General features: G+C 70.6%; 21 protein-coding genes and 1 tRNA gene. 16 read left to right on the top strand and 6 right to left on the bottom strand.

Annotation, left to right across the window (positions count from 1 at the left end; all coding sequences use genetic code 11):
• Positions 1-286: 286 nt before the first annotated feature.
• The 6 genes from ACIQMR_RS21470 to ACIQMR_RS21445 are packed head-to-tail and all read left to right on the top strand — an operon-like array spanning position 287 to position 5,466.
• On the top strand, positions 287-1,303 hold the full coding sequence (locus ACIQMR_RS21470; protein WP_401389613.1) for an MFS transporter: 1,017 nt from the start codon (positions 287-289) through the stop codon (positions 1,301-1,303).
• Positions 1,300-3,600 carry a molybdopterin oxidoreductase family protein gene (locus ACIQMR_RS21465; RefSeq protein ID WP_401389447.1) on the top strand — a complete coding sequence of 767 codons (2,301 nt, stop codon included), beginning with the start codon at positions 1,300-1,302 and terminating at the stop codon, positions 3,598-3,600. Before ACIQMR_RS21470 ends, ACIQMR_RS21465 begins: the two co-directional genes overlap by 4 nt.
• 8 nt (positions 3,601-3,608) lie before the next feature.
• Entirely contained in the window at positions 3,609-4,208 is a 600-nt protein-coding gene (locus ACIQMR_RS21460) for a 4Fe-4S dicluster domain-containing protein (protein WP_340369663.1), read from the top strand.
• Complete coding sequence (locus tag ACIQMR_RS21455; RefSeq protein WP_401389443.1) at positions 4,205-4,855, top strand: ubiquinol-cytochrome c reductase iron-sulfur subunit; 651 nt, start codon at positions 4,205-4,207, stop codon at positions 4,853-4,855. The genes ACIQMR_RS21460 and ACIQMR_RS21455 overlap by 4 nt, the downstream gene beginning before the upstream one ends.
• Complete coding sequence (locus ACIQMR_RS21450) at positions 4,852-5,229, top strand: hypothetical protein (RefSeq protein WP_401389441.1); 378 nt, start codon at positions 4,852-4,854, stop codon at positions 5,227-5,229. The genes ACIQMR_RS21455 and ACIQMR_RS21450 overlap by 4 nt, the downstream gene beginning before the upstream one ends.
• A 30-nt stretch (positions 5,230-5,259) precedes the next feature.
• On the top strand, positions 5,260-5,466 hold the full coding sequence (locus tag ACIQMR_RS21445) for a hypothetical protein (RefSeq protein ID WP_266378950.1): 207 nt from the start codon (positions 5,260-5,262) through the stop codon (positions 5,464-5,466).
• A 97-nt stretch (positions 5,467-5,563) separates the two neighbouring features.
• Here ACIQMR_RS21445 and ACIQMR_RS21440 read toward each other — a convergent pair whose 3' ends face one another.
• The 5 genes from ACIQMR_RS21440 to ACIQMR_RS21420 form a co-directional block, all read right to left on the bottom strand.
• Positions 5,564-6,205 carry a hypothetical protein gene (locus tag ACIQMR_RS21440; RefSeq protein WP_401389438.1) on the bottom strand — a complete coding sequence of 214 codons (642 nt, stop codon included), beginning with the start codon at positions 6,203-6,205 and terminating at the stop codon, positions 5,564-5,566.
• A 159-nt stretch (positions 6,206-6,364) separates the two neighbouring features.
• The gene (locus ACIQMR_RS21435) at positions 6,365-7,216 is read right to left on the bottom strand and encodes an S-methyl-5'-thioadenosine phosphorylase (RefSeq protein WP_401389435.1); all 852 of its coding nucleotides are present in this window, start codon (positions 7,214-7,216) and stop codon (positions 6,365-6,367) included.
• Positions 7,217-7,348: 132 nt separating this feature from the next.
• A complete protein-coding gene (locus ACIQMR_RS21430) occupies positions 7,349-7,678 on the bottom strand; it encodes an FmdB family zinc ribbon protein (protein WP_401389432.1) in 330 nt (109 codons plus the stop codon).
• 68 nt (positions 7,679-7,746) lie between these two features.
• Positions 7,747-9,027, bottom strand: coding sequence for an MFS transporter (locus ACIQMR_RS21425; protein ID WP_401389429.1), 1,281 nt, complete (start codon positions 9,025-9,027; stop codon positions 7,747-7,749).
• 239 nt (positions 9,028-9,266) lie between these two features.
• Entirely contained in the window at positions 9,267-10,817 is a 1,551-nt protein-coding gene (locus ACIQMR_RS21420) for a potassium/proton antiporter (RefSeq protein WP_401389426.1), read from the bottom strand.
• A gap of 196 nt (positions 10,818-11,013) precedes the next feature.
• Here ACIQMR_RS21420 and ACIQMR_RS21415 point away from each other — a divergent pair, with 196 nt between their 5' ends.
• A complete protein-coding gene (locus ACIQMR_RS21415) occupies positions 11,014-13,854 on the top strand; it encodes a penicillin acylase family protein (RefSeq protein ID WP_401389423.1) in 2,841 nt (946 codons plus the stop codon).
• A gap of 15 nt (positions 13,855-13,869) precedes the next feature.
• Here ACIQMR_RS21415 and ACIQMR_RS21410 read toward each other — a convergent pair whose 3' ends face one another.
• Entirely contained in the window at positions 13,870-14,463 is a 594-nt protein-coding gene (locus tag ACIQMR_RS21410) for a 5-formyltetrahydrofolate cyclo-ligase (protein ID WP_401389421.1), read from the bottom strand.
• Positions 14,464-14,589: 126 nt separating this feature from the next.
• On the opposite strand from ACIQMR_RS21410, the gene galU reads away from it, so the two are divergent.
• From galU to ACIQMR_RS21365, 9 genes are all read left to right on the top strand, one after another.
• Entirely contained in the window at positions 14,590-15,492 is a 903-nt protein-coding gene (gene galU / locus ACIQMR_RS21405; RefSeq protein WP_401389418.1) for a UTP--glucose-1-phosphate uridylyltransferase GalU, read from the top strand.
• 96 nt (positions 15,493-15,588) lie between these two features.
• Entirely contained in the window at positions 15,589-16,878 is a 1,290-nt protein-coding gene (gene glp / locus ACIQMR_RS21400) for a gephyrin-like molybdotransferase Glp (protein WP_401389610.1), read from the top strand.
• A 55-nt stretch (positions 16,879-16,933) separates the two neighbouring features.
• Positions 16,934-17,425 (top strand): cyclic pyranopterin monophosphate synthase MoaC, encoded by a 492-nt coding sequence (gene moaC / locus ACIQMR_RS21395; protein ID WP_401389415.1) that lies wholly within the window; start codon positions 16,934-16,936, stop codon positions 17,423-17,425.
• On the top strand, positions 17,422-18,054 hold the full coding sequence (locus ACIQMR_RS21390; RefSeq protein ID WP_401389412.1) for a molybdenum cofactor biosynthesis protein B: 633 nt from the start codon (positions 17,422-17,424) through the stop codon (positions 18,052-18,054). The genes moaC and ACIQMR_RS21390 overlap by 4 nt, the downstream gene beginning before the upstream one ends.
• A gap of 17 nt (positions 18,055-18,071) precedes the next feature.
• Positions 18,072-18,677 carry a GNAT family protein gene (locus tag ACIQMR_RS21385; RefSeq protein WP_328725506.1) on the top strand — a complete coding sequence of 202 codons (606 nt, stop codon included), beginning with the start codon at positions 18,072-18,074 and terminating at the stop codon, positions 18,675-18,677.
• 142 nt (positions 18,678-18,819) lie between these two features.
• Positions 18,820-19,884: a gephyrin-like molybdotransferase receptor GlpR gene (gene glpR, locus ACIQMR_RS21380; protein WP_401389409.1), complete on the top strand. Its 1,065-nt coding sequence runs from the start codon at positions 18,820-18,822 to the stop codon at positions 19,882-19,884.
• A gap of 128 nt (positions 19,885-20,012) precedes the next feature.
• Positions 20,013-20,086, top strand: a tRNA-Ala gene (locus ACIQMR_RS21375).
• Positions 20,087-20,288: 202 nt separating this feature from the next.
• Positions 20,289-21,197: an aldo/keto reductase family oxidoreductase gene (locus tag ACIQMR_RS21370; protein ID WP_401389607.1), complete on the top strand. Its 909-nt coding sequence runs from the start codon at positions 20,289-20,291 to the stop codon at positions 21,195-21,197.
• Between the two features lie 53 nt (positions 21,198-21,250).
• The gene (locus tag ACIQMR_RS21365; protein ID WP_401389406.1) at positions 21,251-22,012 is read left to right on the top strand and encodes a YqjF family protein; all 762 of its coding nucleotides are present in this window, start codon (positions 21,251-21,253) and stop codon (positions 22,010-22,012) included.
• Positions 22,013-22,015 lie beyond the last annotated feature (3 nt).

The following is a 22,015-nucleotide window of genomic DNA, read 5'->3' as shown; positions in this document are numbered from 1 at the left end:
CGCGCGTACGAGCGTGGTCAGGAGCCGCACCGCAGGATCGTGGTGTCCTGCTGTCCGCCGTCCCGCGGTGGCGCGGCGCCATCGGCACGGTAGGGGCGCCATTTGAGCGAAGCCCTCACCCCCGTGAGTAGCAAAACAGGACCAACCCGCACAGAGCCCCTAGCGTGGCGGCGTGAACGACCCGTCCGAGCCAACGCAGAGCCCGCAAGCGCCGTCCGCCGCGCCGGCTGCCGGGCCGTCCGCGCCGCCCGCTCCACCGCCCGCCCACCAGCAGACACCGGGAGCCGTGCGCCGGCGTGCCTCGCTGGCGGGCGCCGCCGTCTGCGTACTGCTGATCATCGCGATCGTTCTCGGCAGCCGGCTCCTCACGGACTTCGACTCCGCTCTCCTCCCCTATGCCGTCGCCACCGTCTTCCTCGCCTTCGGCATCACCTACCGCTACACCGTCTGGATCTCCTCGCCCGGCGCCCGTCGGCTGTTCCGGCAGGGATGGCGCAGCTTCTTCTCCGCCGCCAACTTCCGCAGGGCACCGACCGCGCTGCCGAGGATGATCGCCACCTATCTCGGCTTCCAGAAGTTCCTCGGAGCCCGTTCGCACGCACGCTGGGCCGCTCACCAGCTGATCTTCTGGGGCTGTGTGCTGGCCGCGTTGATCACCTTCCCGCTCACCTGGGGCTGGTTCACCTTCACCTCGCCCACCGGCTCCGGGCCCGGCTACGACATGCGGATCTGGGGCTTCAAGGTCCTCGGGTTCGACGCGTTGAGCTTCTTCGGCTGGGTCATGTTCCACGGCCTCGACCTCGCCGCCGTGCTCGTCATCGCCGGTGCCTCGTACTTCCTGTGGCGGCGGATGAAGGACCGCGGGGCGATCACCGGCCAGCGGTTCGCCTACGACCTGATCCCGCTGATCGCCCTGCTCGTCATCTCGGTGACCGGTCTGCTCCTCACCTTCTCGTCGATCTTCCTGCACGGCGGCGGCTACGAGTTCCTGGCGATCCTGCACATGGTGGCGGTGGTCTTCACCCTCATCTATCTGCCCTTCGGCAAGTTCTTCCACATCGTCCAGCGCCCCGCCGCGGTCGGTATGCAGCTGTTCAAGTACACGGCCCGGCAGGACGAGCAGATCTTCACCTGCCGCCGCTGCGGCGACCCCATCGACACCACCCCCTATGTCGAGAACCTGCAGGGCACCATGCGCGATCTGAAACTCGACTTCGACGAGTGGGCGCAGTACTGCCCGCGCTGCAAGCGGGTGCTGCGCGGCAACGCCTACCTCACCCATGTCAAGAAGGGCTTCAAGTGACCGAGCAGCCCCTCCCGCTGGATCCCTCCCTCGCTCCTCCCGGCACCCGCAACTTCCGGGACGCCGGAGGCATCCCGGCCGACCGGTGGCGCGCCGACCAGGGGGGCGAGACCCTCGTCCCCACCCACTGCTGCTTCTGCGGTGTCCAGTGCGGCATGTATCTGCGCGTCAACAAGAGCGGCAAGGTCTTCGGCGTCGAGCCGCGCAACCACGACATCAACCGGATGCGCCTCTGCCCCAAAGGCATCAACGCCTATCAGCAGGTCAACCATCCGGACCGGCTCACCAGCCCGCTGATCCGCCGCTCCCGCGACGAACCCTTCCGTGAGGCCTCCTGGGAGGAGGCGCTCGACTTCACCGCCGCCGAGATGCAGCGCATCCAGTCCGCGTACGGCAACGACGCCTTCGGCGTGCTCGGCGGCGCCAGCCTGTACTCCGAGAAGACGTATCTCGTCGGCAAGTTCGCCCGGGTCGCCCTGAAGACCCGGCACGTCGACTACAACGGCCGGCTGTGCATGGTCAGCGCCGCCGGGGCCAACAAGCTCGCCTTCGGGATCGACAGGGCCGGCAATCCCTTCGCCGACATCCTGCAGACGGACTGCCTCCTCATCGCCGGCTCCAACGTCGGTGAGTGCTTCCCCGTGATGACCCAGTACCTGTGGGGCGCCCGGGACCGTGGTGCGAGCCTGATCGTCATCGATCCGCGCGAGACCGCCATTGCCCGCACCGCCGACATCCATGTCGCCCTCAAACCCGGCACCGACTCGGCGTTCTTCAACGCCGTGCTCCATGTCGTGATCCGGGAGGAACTCGACGACGAGAGCTTCATCTCCGCCCACGCCACCGGCTGGGCCGAGGTCCGGGAGAAGGTCGCGGAGTATCCCCCCGAGCGGGCCGCGGAGATCTGCGGCGTCCCGGAACGGCAGATCGTGCAGGTCGCCCGCATGTTCGCCCGCGCCCCGAAAGCCATGGCCTGGCACGCCCGGGGTATCGAGCACCATTCGCAGGGCGTCGAGAACTGCCTTTCCGTCATCAACCTCTGTGTGGCCACCGGCAACATCGGCAAGCCCGGAGCCGGCTACGGCACCATTACCGGCCAGGGCAACGGCCAGGGCGGCCGCGAACACGGCCAGAAGTCCGACCTCCTTCCCGGGGGCCGCTCCATCACGAACGACGAGCACCGCCGCCAGATCTGCGAGATCTGGGGCATCGAGGAATCCGAACTCCCGCCCGCCGGCACCTCGATGATGGAGATGGTCTGGCAGATGCAGCGCCACGAGATCCGTGGGCTGATCGGCATCTGCAACAACCCGTTTGTCTCCCTCCCCAACTACCGCGTGGTCAAGGAGGGATACGACGCCGTCGAATTCCATGCCCAACTCGACTTCTTCCTTTCCGAGACCGCGGCCAACGCCCATGTCGTCCTCCCTGTCACCACCTGGGCCGAGGACGAGGGCGTGATGGCCAATGCCGAAGCCCGCGTGATCAAGCACAACAAGGCCCAGGAACCGCTCCCGGGCGTACGCACCGACACCTGGGTCATGTGCCAGCTCGCCCAGCGCCTCGGCGTCGGCGACAAGTTCGCCTTCGCCGGATCGCGCGAGGTCTTCGATGAGCTGCGCGTCGCCTCCGCCGGAACGGTCAACGACTACTACGGCATCACCTACGAACGCCTGGAGGAGACCGGCGGCATCGCCTGGCCGTGCCCCTCCACGGACCACCCGGGCACCCCCCGCCTGTTCGAGGACGGGAAGACCTACCACCCCGACGGCAAGATCCATATGCAGGTCGTCGAATGGCACCCGCCCATGGACCCGTACGACGACGAGCACCCGATGACACTCACCACCGGACGGACCGTCGCCCACTTCCTCTCCGGCAACCAGACCCGCAGGCTCGGCGCCCTCGTCGAACAGACCCCACGCCCCTGGATCGAGGTCCACCCCTCCCACGGCTTCCGCTCCGGAGACCCGGTCCGCGTCGTCACCCGCCGTGGCAGCGAGGTCTTCCCCGCCCTGGTGACCGAGGCCATCCGCCCGGACACCGTCTTCGTCCCGTACCACTGGCCCGTCCCCACCGCGGCCAACGCGCTCACCATCGACGCCCTCGACCCCCGGTCGAAGATCCCCGAGTACAAGGTCTGCGCCTGCCGTATCGAGCGCGCCGAGCAGATCGACGAGGTCCCCGAGCCCCCGACCGCTCCCGGCCACCACGCGTACCCGGAGACCCAGGTGTCCCGCACCGACCCACTGCCGCCCACCGTCCCGCAGGGCCGTGGCACCGCGGAGAGGAGCTGACGAGAACCATGATGGGCAGAACGATCTTCATCGACCCGGGGCGCTGCATCGGGTGCCAGGCATGCGTCTCCGCATGCCGTGAATGCGATTCCCACCGCGGAAAGTCGATGATCCATCTCGACTACCCCGACGAAGGTCACTCCGTCGCCTCCCTTCCCACCGTCTGTATGCACTGTGAGGACCCGGTCGCCCCCTGCGCCGAGGTCTGCCCCGCCGACGCGATCCTGGTCACCGCGGACGGTGTCGTGCAGCAGGCCGACACCACCCGCTGCATCGGCTGCGCCAACTGCGTCAACGCCTGCCCCTTCGGTGTCCCGAAGATCGACCTCCAGGCGAAGCTGCAGATGAAGTGCAACCTCTGCTACGACCGCACCGCCTACGGCCTCGCCCCGATGTGCGCCACGGTCTGCCCCACCGGCGCCCTCTTCTACGGCACCGTCGAGGAACTCCAGGCCGAACGCCCCGGAGTCCAGGTCGTCGACTCCTTCACCTTCGGCCGTACGACCGTGACCACCGGGGTCGCCATGGTCGTCCCCGCCGACAAGGTCCAATGGCCCGTGCCCGGCGGACTGCCCGTGGTCGAGGTGAACGGAGTGGACGTCCGATGAGCGTGACCGAACAGCCGCCGGCCGACGGACCGGGCGCGACGGACGCCGCACAGGAGGCGCTGGAGGACCGGATCGCCGCGGACTCCCTCACCACCCGCCGCGACTACCTCCGCATCGTCGCGACCGTCTCCGGCGGCCTCGCCGTGGGCGGCATCGGCGTCGCCGCGGGCGTGCTTCACCGGCACGGCGACAGCGAGGGAATCCCGGCCCCCAAGCGGATCGCCGGCGGGCTGCTGCCCGGGGAGTCCATCGCGTTCCGCTACCCGGAAGAAGCGGACCGGGCCGTCGCCGTACGCCTCGGAGACGGCAGCCTCGTCGGCTACTCCGCCGTCTGCACGCATCTCGCCTGCGGGGTGCTCTGGCGCGCGGACCGGGGGAGCGAAGGCGAGCTGTACTGCCCCTGCCACGAGGGCATCTTCGACCCGCGGACCGGTGAGGTCACCGCCGGTCCGCCGCCGAGGCCGCTGCCCAAGGTGCTCCTCATCGAGGAGGCGGACGGCAGCGTCTGGGCGGTCGGCACCACCCGCTCCGGAGAGTCCGCGACCGAAGGGCTGTGCCGCCAACTCCTCGAGGACCGCCCCGAGATGGCCGCCAGACTCGGTTGCCCGGGTGCCCGTTCCACAGGGGAGGAGGGGCTCCGCTCATGACCACACCTTCCTCGCAGCCGAACACCCCACCGCCCGACTACCGCCCCGGCAGCGCCCAGCCCCGGCTGAACCGGCCGGTGCGCGAGCGCTATCCGCAGATCCGCTCCACCAGCGGCTACGGCGACCCCCGGATCCGGCACACGGGCCCGGGGCCCGGTGCCGGCAGCGAGCAGGAGCCCGAACGCTCCTCCAAGCTCACGGCACGCCTGGCACTCGCCCTCACCGTCATCGTCGGCCAGCTCTGGGGGCTGACCATCACCGTCGACGAGTGGATGAGCGGGAACACGGGCACCGCCTGGTGGGGCGCCGGATTCCTCGTGCTCTCGTTCCTGGTGGTCCTCGGCCTCTGGCTCCTCGACCCGAAGGACCGCTGACCCCCGCCGCCCCCGGCGTACCCTGAGTCCATGAGCACCGCCCCCGCCCCCGGACCGCGTGATGCGGAGGAGCCCCGGCAGCCCCTTCCCAAGCCGGCGCTGATCTTCGACGATCCGCTGGACCAGCAATCCTCGGACGATACGGACCGCGGGTGGGGCGAGCGGCCTCCGACGAGCGGCGACAGCGCCACCGACCTGGCCCGCTTCCTCGACGAGAAGCCCCCGCACCACCTCTGACCCCGGCCGAGCGGGCCTGCCACCGGCCGTACGGGACGGGCGAGGGGAACGCGGCGTGCACGGGAAACCGGACGTGCACGGAATGCCGGGACACGACTCAGCACAGCGTCACCGCCAGACGTGATGTGGCGCTCGCTCCGGCGAGCGCCGCAGCGACCGGACGCGGCACGGCAAGGACGACCAGAGCCCCGCTCTCCTGCAGACCCTCGCTCGCCCGTGGAACATCGGCCACCCGGGCACCGGTCGCGATGACCCGGGCGTCGGAGTCCGCGCGCGACGTCCCTCGCAGGCCCGAACCCCTGCCGTACGCCGATCCGAACCCTGTGCCCGCCGGGGAGCCGGCGGCCGCGATGACGTCCACGCGGTCGCCCGGCTCCAGCAGCCGGACCGTCTCGGCGTCGGCGATGCGCACCGGCGCGGACACGATGTCCACCGGTAGCGGTGGAGCGGGCAGCGGTGGCGCATGCCAGGGCAGCGCGACCGGCTCCCCCCGGGCGTCGGCCCCGACCTGCGCGCGTGGCACCCAGGCGGCCAGCGCCGCAGCCGTGACCGCCAGACCCGCCGCCAGGGCTCGCCGCCTCCGCCGCAGCACACGCCGCAGCCGCGTCCTCTGCCAGTGCAGCCCGCCCCGCACCCTCAGCGGCGGGAACGCGGGCACTCCGCAGGGCTCCGGCGCCGGAGCCGGCGGCAGGGCCGATGTCCCGGAGGGGGAAGCAAGCGAGGAGGGAAGCTGCGTCATGGTCGTGACCACCCGTCGTGAGCCGTGTGAGGGGCGTGGATGCCCAACGCCCTTCACGATCCCCGCTCACGCGCCGCCCCGCCCGGACCTGTGGACAGCCCAGGTCCTGTGGACAACTCCCTCACCCTCACGGGCGATCGATGCACCGCGCGCCCACCGCTACGGCAGCTTCATCCCCGTATCCATCCCGTTCAGCGCGTTCCCGCACAGGCAGTCGCGGTCCTCGTTCGCCGGCAGCCCGGCCACCGCGTCGAACAGCACGTCCCTGAGCCGGTCCACGTTCGCGGCGAAGACCTTCAGCACCTCCCCGTGGGAGACGCCCTCACCGCTCTCCGCCCCCGCGTCGAGGTCCGTCACGAGCGTCATCGTCGTGTAGCAGAGCTCCAGTTCACGGGCGAGCGCGGCCTCGGGGTGACCGGTCATCCCCACCACCGACCAGCCCATCGCCGCGTGCCAGCGCGACTCGGCGCGGGTCCCGAAGCGCGGCCCCTCGACCACGACCAGCGTGCCGCCGTCGACCGGCTCCCAGTCCCGCCCGCGTGCCGCGGCCAGCGCGGCGGCGCGGCCGGAGGGGCAGTACGGATCGGCCAGCGACACATGCACGACCTTCGGCACCTCCCCGCTCGAGAGCGGCTCACCGTCGAAGTAGGTGTCGGCGCGGGCCTTCGTACGGTCGACCAACTGGTCAGGGACGAGCAGCGTGCCCGGTCCGTACTCCGGCCGCAGCCCGCCCACGGCGCACGGCCCCAGCACCTGCCGGACGCCCACGGACCGCAGGGCCCACAGATTGGCGCGGTAGTTGATGCGGTGGGGAGGGAGGCGGTGGCTGCGGCCGTGCCGGGGGAGGAAGGCGATCCTGCGGCCGGCGATCTCGCCGAAGAACAGGGAGTCGCTCGGGCTGCCGTACGGCGTCGGAATCTCGGCCTCGGTCACGTTCTCCAGGAACGAGTAGAAACCCGAGCCGCCGATCACGCCGATTTCCGCGCGCTGTGCGCTGTCTGCGTTGGCCATGGCGATCACAGTAGCCGCGCCCGAACACGCGCCGGAATGCGCCCGGTGCCCACGGAACGCGCCGGATGCCCGCCGTGAACGCCCAGGGCCCCACCGTCCGAAGACGGTGGGGCCCTGACGCGAAGAACTGGATCAGGCGGCCGTCGTACCGCTGCTGGAAGCGCCGGACGAGCCGGACGTGCTCGCCGCCGGCTTCGAGTCCGAGGACGAGGACTTCGTGTCCGTGGAGGAGGACGAAGAAGCGGACGACGACGAGGTCGACGACGGCGTGCTGCTCGACGACGAGCCGCGGCTGTCGTTCCGGTAGAAACCGGAGCCCTTGAAGACGATGCCGACCGCCGAGAACACCTTCTTGAGGCGTCCGTTGCAGCTGGGGCACTCGGTCAGGGCGTCGTCGGTGAACTTCTGCACCGCCTCGAGGCCCTCGCCGCACTCGGTGCACTGGTACTGGTAGGTCGGCACTTGTCTTCCTCCTGGCACTCTCACTCGATGAGTGCTAACGACGGTCCATAGTGACGTATTCCCGCGGATCAGTCCACCGTCACGGGCACTCGGTGACCGACACCACGTGCGACGGTACGGCTGTGCGACCGCGGCGCGAGCCGTGACCGCAGCGCCACGAGCGTGATCAGGGCCAGTGCGGTGCCCACCAGCGGCACCAGGAATCCGGCGCTCGCGCCGTACCCGTCGGCGAGCCGCCCCGCGACCGTCACCGCGGCCGCCTGGCCCAGCGCCACGGAGCCCGTCAGCCAGGTGAACGCCTCGGTACGGGCCGATGCCGGCACCAGAGTCTCGACCAGCGTGAAGCCGCTGATCAGCGCGGGCGCGATGCATACGCCGACGACCAGGCCGAGCGCTCCGAGCAGGACCGCGGAGTGCGCCGCCCACAGCAGGGACGCGGCGATCGCGAGCCCTGCGTAGCCGAGCACGAGACGCCGTCGCGGCCCGGACTTCCAGGCGATCGCGCCGATGGCGATGCCCGCCAGCATGTTGCCGGCCGCGAAGAGCCCGTACAGCAGACCGTTCATGCCGGGCTGCCCGATCTCCTCCGAGAACGCGGTCAGCGAGACCTGCATACCGCCGAAGACGGAGCCGATGCCCAGGAAGGCCACGGCCAGGACCCGTACGCCCGGCACGGACAGCGCGGACACATGCGCCTCGCGCTCACCGGCGGCCGGGCGGCCGAAGGGCGGCTGCGTGCGGCGCTGGGCGGCGAACAGCAGACCGCCGACCAGGGTCAGCCCGGCCTCGGCGATCAGTCCCGCGGCCGGGTGCACACCGGTGCACAGGGCGGTGGCCAGCACCGGGCCGACCACGAAGGTGAACTCGTCCGTCACGGACTCGAACGCCGCCGCCGTCGGCATCAGCGGTGAGCCCCCGAGCTTCGCCGCCCAGCGGGCCCGCACCATCGGGCCGACCTGCGGGACGGAGGCACCGGCCGGCACGGCGGCCGCGAAGAGCACCCACAGAGGAGCGTGCGCGAGCGCCAGCACGGTCAGCGCGGCGACGGACGCGGAGTGCACCAGCACCCCGGGGACCAGCACGGCGCGCTGGCCGAACCGATCGGCGAGCTTGCCGCTCTGCGGAGCGAAGAGAGCCATGGAGACACCGGTGACGGCGGCGACGGCGCCCGCGCTGCCGTACGAGCCGGTGGTGTGCTGCACGAGCAGGACGATGCCGATGGTCAGCATCGCGAAGGGCTGCCGGGCAGCGAATCCGGGGAGCAGGAACGACCAGGCCCCGGGAGTGCGGAGCAGCTGCCCGTAGCCAGGACGCTGTGAGGACGTGTCAGAAGCGACCGTGGACACCACGGCCCTTGCCTTTCTGCCGCCTGGTAGCGCTTCCCGGGGTGCCGGGAGCAGCCGAGAGCTGTCCTCTTGCGCGGAACTGCGGTAGATACCGGAACCCACTGCTGGGGGATGCTCGGCCGCCATACGGTCGCGCCAGCTCTGCGTCAGGCAGAGTTGGTCGATCAGTGTGCCTTCATGGTACAGGGGTGGAGGCCGTTCTTCCGCTGAGATCGCAGACGTATCCGGACCGGCACCTGCGATTAACGGGACGTCTGCCCTCCGGTCCCCAGCCAACCGGCGAGCTTTCCGCCCTGACCCACGGCCCGCAGCCGTGCTTCCGCGGAGTCCCGCACCGGATCCGTCGCCACCACCAGCAGCTCGTCACCGCGCCGCAGTACGGTCGTCGGCAGCGGTACGAAACTCTTGCCCTCGCGGACGACGAGCGTCACCGCGGAGCCGGCGGGCAGCCGCAGCTCCGCGACCTCCACACCGTGCATCCTCGACTTCTCCGGAATCGCGACCGACAGCAGATGTCCACGCAGCCGCTCCAGCGGCGCCGACTCGATGCCCAGGTCCGCGGCCTCCGCCCCGTTGCCGAGCCGCAGCGCCTTCGCCAGCCAGGGCAGTGTCGGCCCCTGCACCAGCGTGTAGACGACCACCAGCACGAAGACGATGTTGAAGACCCGCTCGCTGCCGTCGATGCCGGACACCAGGGGAATGGTCGCCAGGATGATGGGCACGGCGCCGCGCAGGCCGGCCCAGGACATCAGGGCCTGTTCCGGCCAGGGCATACGGAACGGAATCAGGCTGATGACGACCGACAGGGGGCGCGCGACCATCGTCAGCACCAGCCCGATGGCCACCGCGGGCCAGAAGTCGCGCACCAGCTCGTGCGGGGTCACCAGCAGGCCGAGCAGGACGAACATGCCGATCTGGGCGATCCAGCCGAGCCCGTCCGCGAACCCGCGGGTGGCGGGCCAGTGCGGCAGCCTGGCGTTCCCGAGCACCATCGCGGCGAGGTAGACGGCGAGGAACCCGCTGCCGTGGGCGATGGCGCCGGCCGCGTACGCCGTCATCGCGATCGCCATGACGGCGATCGGGTACAGACCGGAGGCGGGCAGGGCCACGTGGCGCAGCCCGAAGGAGCCCAGCCAGCCGACCGCCAGACCGATGGCGGCGCCGATCGCCAGTTCGAGCAGGATCGTCGCGACGAGGAGATACCAGGTGTCCACGGGTTCCGCCGCCGAGAAGGCGACGACGAGGATGACGACGGGTGCGTCGTTGAATCCGGACTCGGCCTCCAGGACGCCTGTGATGCGTGCGGGCAGGGGCACTCTCCGCAGGACCGAGAAGACCGCGGCGGCATCCGTCGAGGACACGACCGCGCCGATGATCAGCGCCTGGCGCCACTCCAGTCCGACCAGATAGTGCGCGCCCGCCGCCGTGACGCCCACGCTCACGGCGATGCCGACGGTCGACAGCGCGACCGCGGCGGGCAACGCCGGTTTGACTTCCTTCCACTTGGTGCCCAGACCACCTTCGGCCAGGATCACCACGAGTGCGGCATAGCCGATCACCTGCGTCAGTTCGGCGTTGTCGAACTTGACGTTGAAGATGCCGTCCTGCCCTATGGCGACCCCGATGCCCAGATACAGCAGCAGGCTGGGGAGCCCGCTCCGGGACGAGATGCGCACCGCCGCGACGGCGATGAGCAGGACGAGCGAGCAGATGAGCAGGAGTTCATTGAGCTCGTGGACAGTCAGCGGCCGATCCTTCCCCTCGCGCTTGCTGCCGGATCGTTCCTCCGGCAAGCGACACTTCGTTACCTTACCTAATCTTTAACGACTTCTTGACGGTCCCATGACGGCTTCCGCCCTGAAGTCGATCGTCAGTTCGAGTGGCCGGTCATTGATGTCGCCTTACTGATACCGCGTCCGGGCCCGTCGATCGCTGCGCCTATGGTTGCTCCAGCACTCCCAGGACCACACTGCCCCTCGAAGGACAGCGATGCCCGCCAACACAACCGCCTCCTCCGCCGAGAAGCCAGGCAAGAGGAGGGGCCGACGCGCCCGTCTGATCGTGCTCGCCCTGGTGCTGGCGCTGGTCGCGGGTGTCGTCTGCGGTGCGTACTGGGGCGTCAGCACCGTACGCGCCTCCTTCCCGCAGACCAGCGGGACGATCGAGCTCAAGGGCCTGTCCGGGTCCGTCGACGTCAAGCGCGACGGGAACGGCATCCCGCAGATCTACGCCGACAGCGACGAGGACCTCTTCCGCGCCCAGGGTTACGTCCACGCGCAGGACCGGTTCTGGGAGATGGACGTACGCCGTCACGTCACCGCGGGCCGGCTCTCCGAGATGTTCGGCCCGGGATCGGTCGAGACGGACGCCTTCCTGCGCACCCTCGGCTGGCGCCGGGTGGCACAGGAGGAGTACGACAAGCAGCTGGCGCCCGCGACCAAGAAGTACCTCCAGGCGTATGCGGACGGCGTCAACGCCTATCTGTCGGGGCGCGACAGCAGTGATGTGTCCCTCGAGTACGCCGCCCTCGGCCTCACCAACGACTACGCCCCGGAGAAGTGGACGCCGGTCGACTCGGTGGCCTGGCTCAAGGCGATGGCCTGGGACCTGCGCGGCAACATGCAGGACGAGATCGACCGGTCGCTGATGACCAGCAGGCTCAGCCAGGCGCAGATCAAGCAGCTGTACCCGGCGTACCCGTACGACCTGCACCAGCCGGTCGTCCAGGGCGGCAGCGTGGACAGCGACACCGACAAGTGGGATCCGAAGGCCAAGGCCTCCTCCTCCGACGACTCGGACAACGGCTCGAACGGCGGCTCGAACGGCGGTTCGGGCAACGGCCTGGGCGTCGGTTCGGGCAGTGGCTCGGACAACGGCACGGGCGGTGGCTCGGGCGACGGTTCCGGCTCCGGCGGCGGTCAGGACGTCCAGACCCAGCTCTCCGGCCTCTCCGACGTCCTCGACCGGGTCCCGGCGATGCTCGGCCCCAACGGCAACGGCATCGGATCCAACTCCTGGGTCGTCTCCGGCGACTACACGACGACCGGTAAGCCGCTGCTCGCCAACGACCCGCACCTGGCGCCGCAGCTGCCCTCGCTGTGGACCCAGATGGGCCTGCACTGCCGCGCCGTCTCGCCCAAGTGCTCGTTCGACGTCGCCGGTTACACCTTCTCCGGCATGCCGGGCGTGATCATCGGCCACAACCAGGACATCGCCTGGGGCTTCACCAACCTCGGCGCAGACGTCACCGATCTCTACCTGGAGAAGGTCTCCCAGGCCGGCTGGCTGTCCGGCAGCAGGGTCAAGCCGTTCAAGGTCCGCGACGAGATCATCAAGGTCGCGGGCGGCAGCAGCAAGACGATCACCGTCCGGGAGACCGACCACGGGCCCCTGATCTCCGACCGCAGCGCCGAGATGGAGCGGGTCGGCGAGCGGGCGCCCGTCAGCAACTCCACCCCCGTCCCCGACCGCGGCCACGGCTACGGCGTGGCGCTGCGCTGGACGGCCCTGGATCCCGGCAAGTCCATGGACGCGGTGTTCAAGCTCAACCTCGCGAAGGACTTCAAGGGCTTCCAGGCGGCGGCGAAGGACTTCGAGGTCCCCTCGCAGAACCTGATCTACGCCGACACCAAGGGCAACATCGGCTACCAGGCGCCCGGCAACATCCCCATCCGCGCCGAGGGCTTCGACGGCTCGATGCCGGTTCCGGGCTGGAACCCGACGTCCGACTGGAAGGGGTACATCCCCTTCGACGAGCTGCCCTACGAGTACAACCCGCAGCGCGGTTACATCGTCACCGCCAACCAGGCCGTCGTGGACTCCGACAAGTACCCGTACCTGATCACCAAGGACTACGGCTACGGCTCGCGGAGCCAGCGGATAAACGACCTGATCGAGTTGAAGATCAAGGACGGCGGGAAGATCTCGACGGACGACATGCGCACCATGCAGATGGACAACAGCAGTGAGATCGCCAAGCTGCTGACGCACCATCTGCTGAAGATCGACGTTTCCGACCCGTATGTGCGGGAAGCGCAGAAGCTGCTGGAGGGCTGGGACTACACCCAGGAGCCGGACTCCGCGGCCGCCGCCTACTTCAACGCGGTCTGGCGCCAGGTCCTCAAGCTCGCCTTCGGCAACAAGCTGCCCAAGGAGCTGCGGGTCCAGGGCGAGTGCCTCAACGTCCGTCCGGCCGACAGCACCGGACCGGTCGACGATCTGAACGGGCTGGTGCGCGAGTGCGGCCAGCGGGACACCGAGTCGGCCCAGCCGGACGGCGGCGACCGCTGGTACGAGGTGGTGCGCGGGCTGCTCGAGGACGAGAACAGCGAGTGGTGGCAGTCCCCGAAGACCCGCAAGGACGTTGCCACGACGACCCGTGACGGGCTGCTCGCCCGGGCCATGAAGGACGCCCGCTGGGAGCTGACCGCCAAGCTGGGCAAGGACGTCTCCACCTGGAGCTGGGGCCGGCTGCACCAGCTGACGCTGAAGAACCAGACGCTGGGCACCGAGGGACCCGGGGTGCTCCAGTGGATGCTCAACCGCGGCCCGTGGAACCTGGGCGGCGGCGAGGCCACGGTCAACGCGACCGGCTGGAACGCGGCGGGTGGTTACGACGTGATCTGGGTGCCGTCGATGCGCATGATCGTCAATGTGGGCGACTGGGACAAGTCCCGCTGGATCAATCTGACCGGCGCCTCCGGGCACGCGTACAACGCGCACTACACCGATCAGACGGACAAGTGGGCCAAGGGCGAACTGCTCGACTGGGCCTACGGCGAACAGGCGGTCCAGGCGGCGACGAAGGACACGCTGGTGCTCAAGCCGTAGGCCGCGGCCGGCGGCTCAGGCCGTGGGCGGCGTCGCGAAGCGGCGGACGCCCTCCGGTGTCACCACGGCGTGGACGGGGTGGTCGTGCGGTTCCTCGGGGACCCGCGCGACCACCTCGTTCGCGTACAGGAGCACGACGAGGGCGGGGTGCGCGCCGGCCGCTTCGAGGCGGGCGAGGACCCGGTCGTACGAGCCGCCGCCGCGCCCGAGCCGCATTCCGCGTTCGTCCACCGCGAGCCCGGGCAGCAGGACCGCGTCCGCGTCGAGTACGGCCTTGTGGCCCAGCCGTGGACCGTCCGGCTCGGCCAGACCGCGCCGCGCGGGGACCAGGTGGTCCGGCCCCTCGTACACCGCCCAGTCGAGATCGTTGTCGTCCAGCAGCACCGGCAGGAGCACCCGCACGCCCCGCGTGCGCAGCTCGTCGAGCAGCGCACGGGTACCCGGCTCGCGCCCCACGGACACGTAGGCGGCTACTGTGCGGGCACGGCTGAGTTCCGGAAGCCCCCGTGCACGCCGTGCGAGAACCAGGGAGGCCTCCCGGACGTCTTCCGGTGACAGGAGGCGTCGTACGTCGAGCAGTTCACGCCGTACCCCGCTCTTTCCGGACATGTCGGCACCAGCAGCACCCACAGCAGCCTCACAATCCTCAGGCAATCCACAGCCAATACGCCTTTATGAGGAGAAAGTTAACCGGAGGCTAATCTTCCGCCCATACGCACCGGATATGGTGCCCGCATGACTGAGTCGCACCCCAGGATCAGCAAGGCTGTCATCCCCGCCGCAGGCCTCGGAACCCGGTTCCTGCCTGCAACGAAAGCCACTCCGAAAGAGATGCTGCCTGTCGTCGACAAGCCCGCCATCCAGTACGTGGTCGAGGAAGCGGTGGGCGCCGGTCTCTCGGATGTTCTCATGGTCACCGGTCGCAACAAGCGCCCCCTCGAGGACCACTTCGACCGCAACTACGAGCTGGAAGAGGCCCTGAGCCGCAAGGGCGACGCCCAGCGCCTCGCGAGGGTCCAGGAGTCCAGCGACCTCGCCACCATGCACTATGTGCGCCAGGGCGACCCCCGCGGTCTCGGCCACGCCGTCCTCTGCGCCGCCCCGCACGTCGGTGACCAGCCCTTCGCGGTCCTCCTCGGTGACGACCTGATCGACCCGCGCGACCCGCTGCTGTCGCGGATGGTCGACATACAGGAGCGCGAGGGCGGCAGCGTCATCGCCCTGATGGAGGTCGAGCCCTCCCAGGTCCACATGTACGGCTGCGCCGCCGTCGAGGCCACGGGTGAGGACGACGTGGTCAGGGTCACCGGCCTCGTCGAGAAGCCCGACCCGGCCGAGGCGCCCAGCAACTTCGCGATCATCGGCCGGTACGTCCTGGACCCGGCCGTCTTCGAGATACTCCGCAAGACCGAGCCGGGCCGCGGCGGCGAGATCCAGCTCACCGACGCCCTCCAGATGCTCGCCGCCGACGAGAAGATCGGCGGACCCGTGCACGGCGTCGTCTTCAAGGGGCGCCGCTACGACACCGGCGACCGAGGCGACTATCTGCGTGCCATTGTCAGACTCGCGTGCGAACGTGAAGACCTGGGCCCGGACTTCCGAGCCTGGCTTCGCCGTTACGTCACCGAGGAGATGTAGCACGTGAGCAGCACGGCAACACCCGGCACGGGCTCAGGCCCGGCCACCCCGACCGGCTCCGGTCCGGCCGGTGACGCCCCCGGCGGGCGGCCGGTCCTGTGGTCGGTGGACGACCATCTGGAGGACATCCTCGGCGCGATCCGCCCCCTGGACCCGATCGACCTGCAGCTGCCCGACGCCCAGGGCTGCGTCCTCGTCGAGGACGTCACGGTCCCCGTCGCCCTCCCGCCGTTCGACAACAGCTCGATGGACGGCTACGCGGTGCGCGTCGCCGATGTCGCGGGCGCCAGCGAGGACTATCCCGCCGTCCTCAGGGTCATCGGGGACGTCGCCGCCGGCAGCGGGGAGCAGCGCCTCGTCGGTCCCGGGGAAGCCGCCCGCATCATGACCGGCGCCCCGCTGCCGCCAGGCGCCGAGGCCGTCGTCCCGGTCGAGTGGACCGACGGCGGCACGGGCGGCGGAGCCGCCACGACCATGCGCCCTGCCGGCAGCGCCCCGGAGGCCGCGGGCGGCGAGGTCCGGATCCACCGGCCGGTGGAGCCCCGCGCCCATGTCCGCGAGCGCGGCAGCGACGTCCAGGCCGGTGATCTCGCCCTGGTGGAGGGCACGGTCCTCGGCCCGCCGCAGATCGGCCTGCTCGCCGCCATCGGCCGCGGCACCGTGCGGGTGCGCCCCCGTCCGCGCGTCGTCGTGCTCTCCACGGGCAGCGAACTGGTCCAGCCCGGTGAGGAATTGGGCGACGGCCAGATCTACGACTCGAACAGCTTCGCGCTCACCGCCGCCGCTCGGGACGCCGGAGCCATCGCCTACCGGGTCGGCGCCGTCACCGACGACGCCGACGAGCTGCGCGCGACCATCGACGACCAGCTGATCCGCGCCGATCTGCTGGTCACCACGGGCGGCGTGAGTGTCGGCGCGTACGACGTGGTCAAGGAGGCACTCGCCTCGGTGGGTGACGAGGACGAGCCGGGCAGCGGGATCGACTTCCGCACCCTCGCCATGCAGCCGGGCAAGCCCCAGGGCTTCGGCTCCATCGGCCCCGACCACACACCGCTGCTCGCCCTGCCCGGCAACCCCGTCTCCTCGTACGTCTCGTTCGAGCTGTTCGTACGGCCGGCGATCCGTGCGCTGATGGGCCTGAAGGACGTGCGGCGCCCGCACGTGCGCGCCGAGCTGCGCACCGACAAGGCGCTGACGTCGCCCGCGGGGAGGCGTCAGTTCCTGCGCGGTGCCTACGATGCGGAGGAGGGCACCGTCACCCCCGTCGGCGGCAGCGGATCCCATCTGATCGCGGCGCTCGCACAGGCGGACGCGCTGATCGTGGTCCCGGAGGACGTGACCTCCGTGGAGCCGGGCACGGAGACGGAGGTGGTCCTGCTCGGATGAGCGCGTTGCCGTGGCGGTAGCGTGTCTCATCACACAGTGACCGGGAGCCACAGCGATGAGCGCGCAGCAAGGACTGACACACCTCGACGAGGCGGGCGCGGCCCGTATGGTCGACGTCTCGGAGAAGGCCGTCACCGCGCGCACCGCCCGCGCGAGCGGGAGGGTCCTGGTCTCGCCGCGCGTCGTCGAGCTGCTGCGCGGCGAGGGAGTGCCCAAGGGCGACGCCCTCGCCACCGCCCGTATCGCGGGCATCATGGGCGCCAAGCGCACACCCGACCTGATCCCGCTGTGCCACCCGCTGGCGCTCTCCGGAGTCAAGCTGGACCTGTCGGTGGCCGACGACGCGGTCGAGATCCTCGCCACGGTGCGGACGACGGACCGCACCGGCGTCGAGATGGAGGCCCTGACCGCGGTGTCCGTGGCGGCGCTGACCGTCGTCGACATGATCAAGGCGGTCGACAAGGCCGCGGTCATCACGGATGTCCGGGTGGAGGAGAAGACCGGCGGGAAGTCGGGCGACTGGTCCCGTGAGGGGGACGGGCAGTGAGCCCCCGCGCGGGTGAGGTGCACAGCCACGCCCACGGTGCGGCGCCCCGGCCCGGCGGGACAGGGCGTCCTTCGCGGCGCGCCCTGGTCGTGACCGCCTCCAACCGTGCCTCCGCCGGTGTGTACGAGGACAAGGGCGGCCCGCTGCTGGCCGAAGGCCTCGCGGGCATGGGCTTCGAGGTCGACGGCCCCCGGGTCGTCCCGGACGGCGACCCGGTCGAGGCGGCGCTGCGCGAGGGCGTGGCCGAGGCGTACGACGTGATCCTGACCACCGGCGGCACCGGCATCTCGCCCACCGACCGCACCCCGGACGCCACCCGCCGGGTGCTCGACTACGAGATCCCCGGCATCCCGGAGGCGATCCGCGCGTACGGACTGGCGAAGGTCCCCACCGCGGCGCTGTCCCGGGGCGTCGCGGGCGTCGCAGGCCGCACCCTGATCGTCAACCTCCCCGGATCCTCGGGCGGGGTACGGGACGGACTCGCCGTTCTGTCCCGGATGCTGCCGCACGCCGTCGACCAGATGCACGGCGGTGACCACCCGAGACCCGCAGACCTCGCGGACGTCGCGGACCCCGTGGTCCCTGAGGACCTCTCGGGCACCGAAGGCCGCGCCGGGGGTTCACGCTGAACGCCCATGTCTGGCCCGTGGTTCTGACGGACGGTGATGTCACTCTCCGCCCGATAAAGCTGCGCGACCAGCGGGCCTGGCGAGAGGTGAACCGGCGCAACCGGGACTGGCTGCGCCCCTGGGAGGCGACCATTCCGCCGCCCGCGCCCGGCGGCCCTGTCGCGCAGCGCCCGACGTACCGCCAGATGGTCCGTCATCTGCGTGCGGAGGCCAATGCGGGCCGGATGCTGCCGTTCGTCGTCGAGTACCGGGGAGTGCTCGTCGGGCAGCTGACCGTCGCGGGGATCACCTGGGGTTCGATGTGCTCGGGCCATGTCGGCTACTGGGTGGACCGTGAGGTCGCGGGCCGCGGGGTGATGCCGACGGCCGTCGCCCTGGCGGTCGACCACTGCTTCAGGTCCGTGGGACTCCACCGCATCGAGGTCTGCATTCGCCCCGAGAACGGTCCCAGCCGCCGGGTCGTCGAGAAACTCGGATTCCGCGAAGAGGGTCTGCGCCCCCGCTATCTCCACATCGACGGCGCGTGGCGGGACCATCTGGTGTTCGCGCTCACGGCCGAGGAGGTACCCGAGGGGCTGCTGCGCCGCTGGCACCAGGCACGACCCGCGCGGCACGAGAAATAAAATGATTGTTCGAATTCAGTCGCCACTCGATCGCGCAACGATCTGAAGAATCACAAAAAAAGTCAGTGATATCAGCCAGATCGTGCGACACACCGGGCCAATTGGCCGATGCCCTCGTGCGAATCCCTCTACGGTGTGTTGCGTGAGCAGCAGCGGCCTCATCTATGCAGTCATCGTCGGGGCCTGGGCCGCCTACTTGGTGCCGATGTGGCTCCGCAGGCAGGACGAGCTCAACGAAGCCCGTCCCACGGAACGCTTCAGCACCGCCATCCGGCTGCTGTCCGGACGGGCGGGAATGGAGCGCCGGTACGCCAAGGAGCTGCGCGAGCGCACCGCCGAGGACGAGCCCACCTCCGACGCCGACCCGGACGCCGGGACGGACCGACTCAGTTCGGTCGACGTCCGGTCCTTCGCCGCGCCTCCGGCCAGGACGGAAGCCCGGCTGAAGGTGCCGGACCCGTCGGCCGGACCCGCGTCCGCGCGCAAGGAGCGTCCCCGTCCTCCGAGACCGAACAGCGCGGCATCGGAACGCGCCCGGCGCTCGAAGGTCCTCGCCCGTCGCCGGCGGACCACCGTGATCCTCTTCCTGGCCTTCACCGTCGGCGCGATCGTCGCCGCGGTCGGCGGGCTGGCGTTCCTCTGGGCGCCCGGCGCCCCGGCGGTCCTGCTCAGCGCGTACATCGTGCATCTGCGCGCCAAGGAGCGCAGGCGCTTCGTGTACGTCATGGACCGCCGTCGCGCCGAGGCCGCGGCGCAGCGCCTGCGCGAGAGCCACCCGCGCCGCAAGCCCGCCGCGGCCACGGAACCGGACGAGGAGCCGGCGGAGCACCCCGAGCCCGAACCCGCGCCGGTGGTCTCGCCGCAGGAGGCGGGCCGCCGCGCCCTCGTGGAGCAGACCGACCACGCGGAGTGGGTCGACCAGCAGCGCGACCCGGGCCCGGCCCGCGGCGACAGCTGGGACCCGGTCCCGGTGCCCCTGCCCACGTACGTCACCGCGCCGGTCGCCCCGCGCGCCACGAGCGGCATCGATGTCACGGACCCGGAGACCTGGAGCTCGGCCCGCTCCTCCACGGCCGATCCCACCCCCTCCGCCCCGCAGCCCCCGCGCCAGCGCACCACCGCTGCGCGCCGCACCCGCGACCACGGCCGCACCCCGCTCTTCGACCAGTACGCGGACGAGGACAGGCCCCGCGCGGCCAACGAGTGAGACGGCCCCGCCACACGCGGGACCTGGGGCGACGGACCTGCCGGCCTTCGGAACCCCGCCTCGGCTGACCAGCGAGGAACGGATTTCCAAGCACCCCGATCGGGATGCTAAGGTTTCACTCGTTGCAAGGGCCTGTGGCGCAGACTGGTAGCGCACCTCGTTCGCATCGAGGGGGTCAGGGGTTCAAATCCCCTCAGGTCCACAACAAGTCAAAGCCTCTGTCGGAGAGATCCGGCAGGGGCTTTTTCGTGCCTGGGCGTAGTGACCACAGGCGTACTCCGGACGGAACCGCGGGTGCCGGGCCCGGACGACGGGCCCCTGCGCAGGGGCGCCGGGCGCCGTCGTAGGGTCACGGGGTGACGACGAAGACGCCATCGAGGGCTGGGCAGCTGCTGTACGGGTGCATGGGGCTCGGGGGGACGTGGGACGCCGAACCGTACGGCGCCGCGGACGTCGACGCGGCCGAGGCGGCGATCGCGGCGGCGCTGGACATCGGGATCACCTCGTTCGACCACGCCGACATCTACCGGCACGGGAAGGCCGAAGCCGTCTTCGGTGAGGTCCTGGCACGCACTCCCGGGCTGCGGGAGCGCATCGTGCTGCAGACCAAGTGCGGTATCCGCCTGGCGGACGGCGAGCGCCCCGGGATCTACGACCTGCGCGGGCGGACCATCGTGCGCCGGGTCGAGGAGAGCCTGGCACGGCTGCGTACCGACGTCATCGACGTGCTGCTGCTGCACCGGCCGGACCCGCTGGCCGACCCGGACGACATCGCGGAGGCGCTGACCTCTCTGCACCGGCAGGGTCTGGTGCGCCGGTTCGGGGTGTCGAACATGGGGGCTGTGCAGATGGGCCACCTTCAGGCGCGGCTCGACTTTCCGCTCGTGGCCAACCAGTTGGAGATGAGTCTGCAGCGGCGTGACTGGCTCGAAGCCGGTGTCCTCGTGAACACGCCGGAGGCGGCGGTGAACGGCTTCCCCTTCGGGACACTCGAGTTCTGCATGCAGAACGGGATCGAGCTGCAGGCCTGGGGCGCCCTGGCACAGGGCCGTTTCTCAGGGCGTCAGGAGACGCCCGAGGAGCACGCCACCGCGCGGCTGATCGAGTCGCTCGCCGCGGAGAAGGGCACGACGCCGGAGACGATCCTGCTGTGGTGGCTCCAACGGCACCCCGCGCGGATCGCACCGGTGATCGGCAGTGCGCGTCCCGATCGCATCCGCGCCTGCCGCCAGGCCGCACAGGAGGAGCCCGGCCTCACCCACGAGGAGTGGTACGGGCTGTGGGTGACGGCCCGCGGAGTCCCGCTGCCCTGAGGAAACCGGGCCCCCGTCCGCGCGGTGTCGGTGCCGGGCGCCACACTGATGACATGCCTGCCGCTTCGTGCACTCCCGCGCCGGCCGATCCCGAGCCGGTCTCCGCCGAGCCGCCCGGCTCCACGCACAGGCCGCTGCTCACGCAGTCGTGGCTCGATCTGGCGTTCCTGCACTGGGCCGTCGACCCCGCGGACGTGGCTCCGCTCCTGCCGGCCGGCACCGTTCCCGACACGCTGGACGGCGCCACCTACGTGGGGCTCGTCCCCTTCCGCATGCACCGCGTGGGCTGGCTCCGCCTCCCCGGCGTGCCGTATCTGGGCAGCTTTCCCGAGACCAACGTCCGCCTCTACTCGGTCGACGGCGACGGCCGCCGCGGAGTCGTCTTCCGTTCGCTCGACGCGTCCCGGCTGATACCGGTCGCCGTCGCGCGGTCCGCCTTCCACCTGCCCTACTACTGGTCGCGGATGGCGGTCCGGCGCCGGGGTGACACCATCACCTACACCAGCGCTCGGCGCGGACCGGGACCTCGCGGTGCGTTCAGCCGGGTCACCGTCCGCCCCGGCGAACGGATTCAGGAGCCGAGCGCCCTCGAGCACTTCCTGACCGCCCGCTGGGGCATGCACAACTCCGCCTTCGGGCGCACGAGGTACCTCGCGAACACTCATCCGCGATGGCCGCTGCACCGTGCGGAACTGGTCGAGTGCGACGAGGACCTGACCAGGGCCGCGGGTCTCGTGACGCCGCTCGGCGACCCCGTGAGCGTGCTGTACTCACCCGGCGTCGCCGTGCGCTTCGCCCGGCCCGTGGTCGCCTGACGG

The sequence above is a fragment of the Streptomyces sp. NPDC091376 genome (genome assembly GCF_044757085.1).
Lineage (GTDB): Bacteria > Actinomycetota > Actinomycetes > Streptomycetales > Streptomycetaceae > Streptomyces > Streptomyces pratisoli.
The sequence above is the reverse complement of the archived record's forward strand: the minus strand, read 5'-3'. Positions and strand labels throughout refer to the sequence as shown.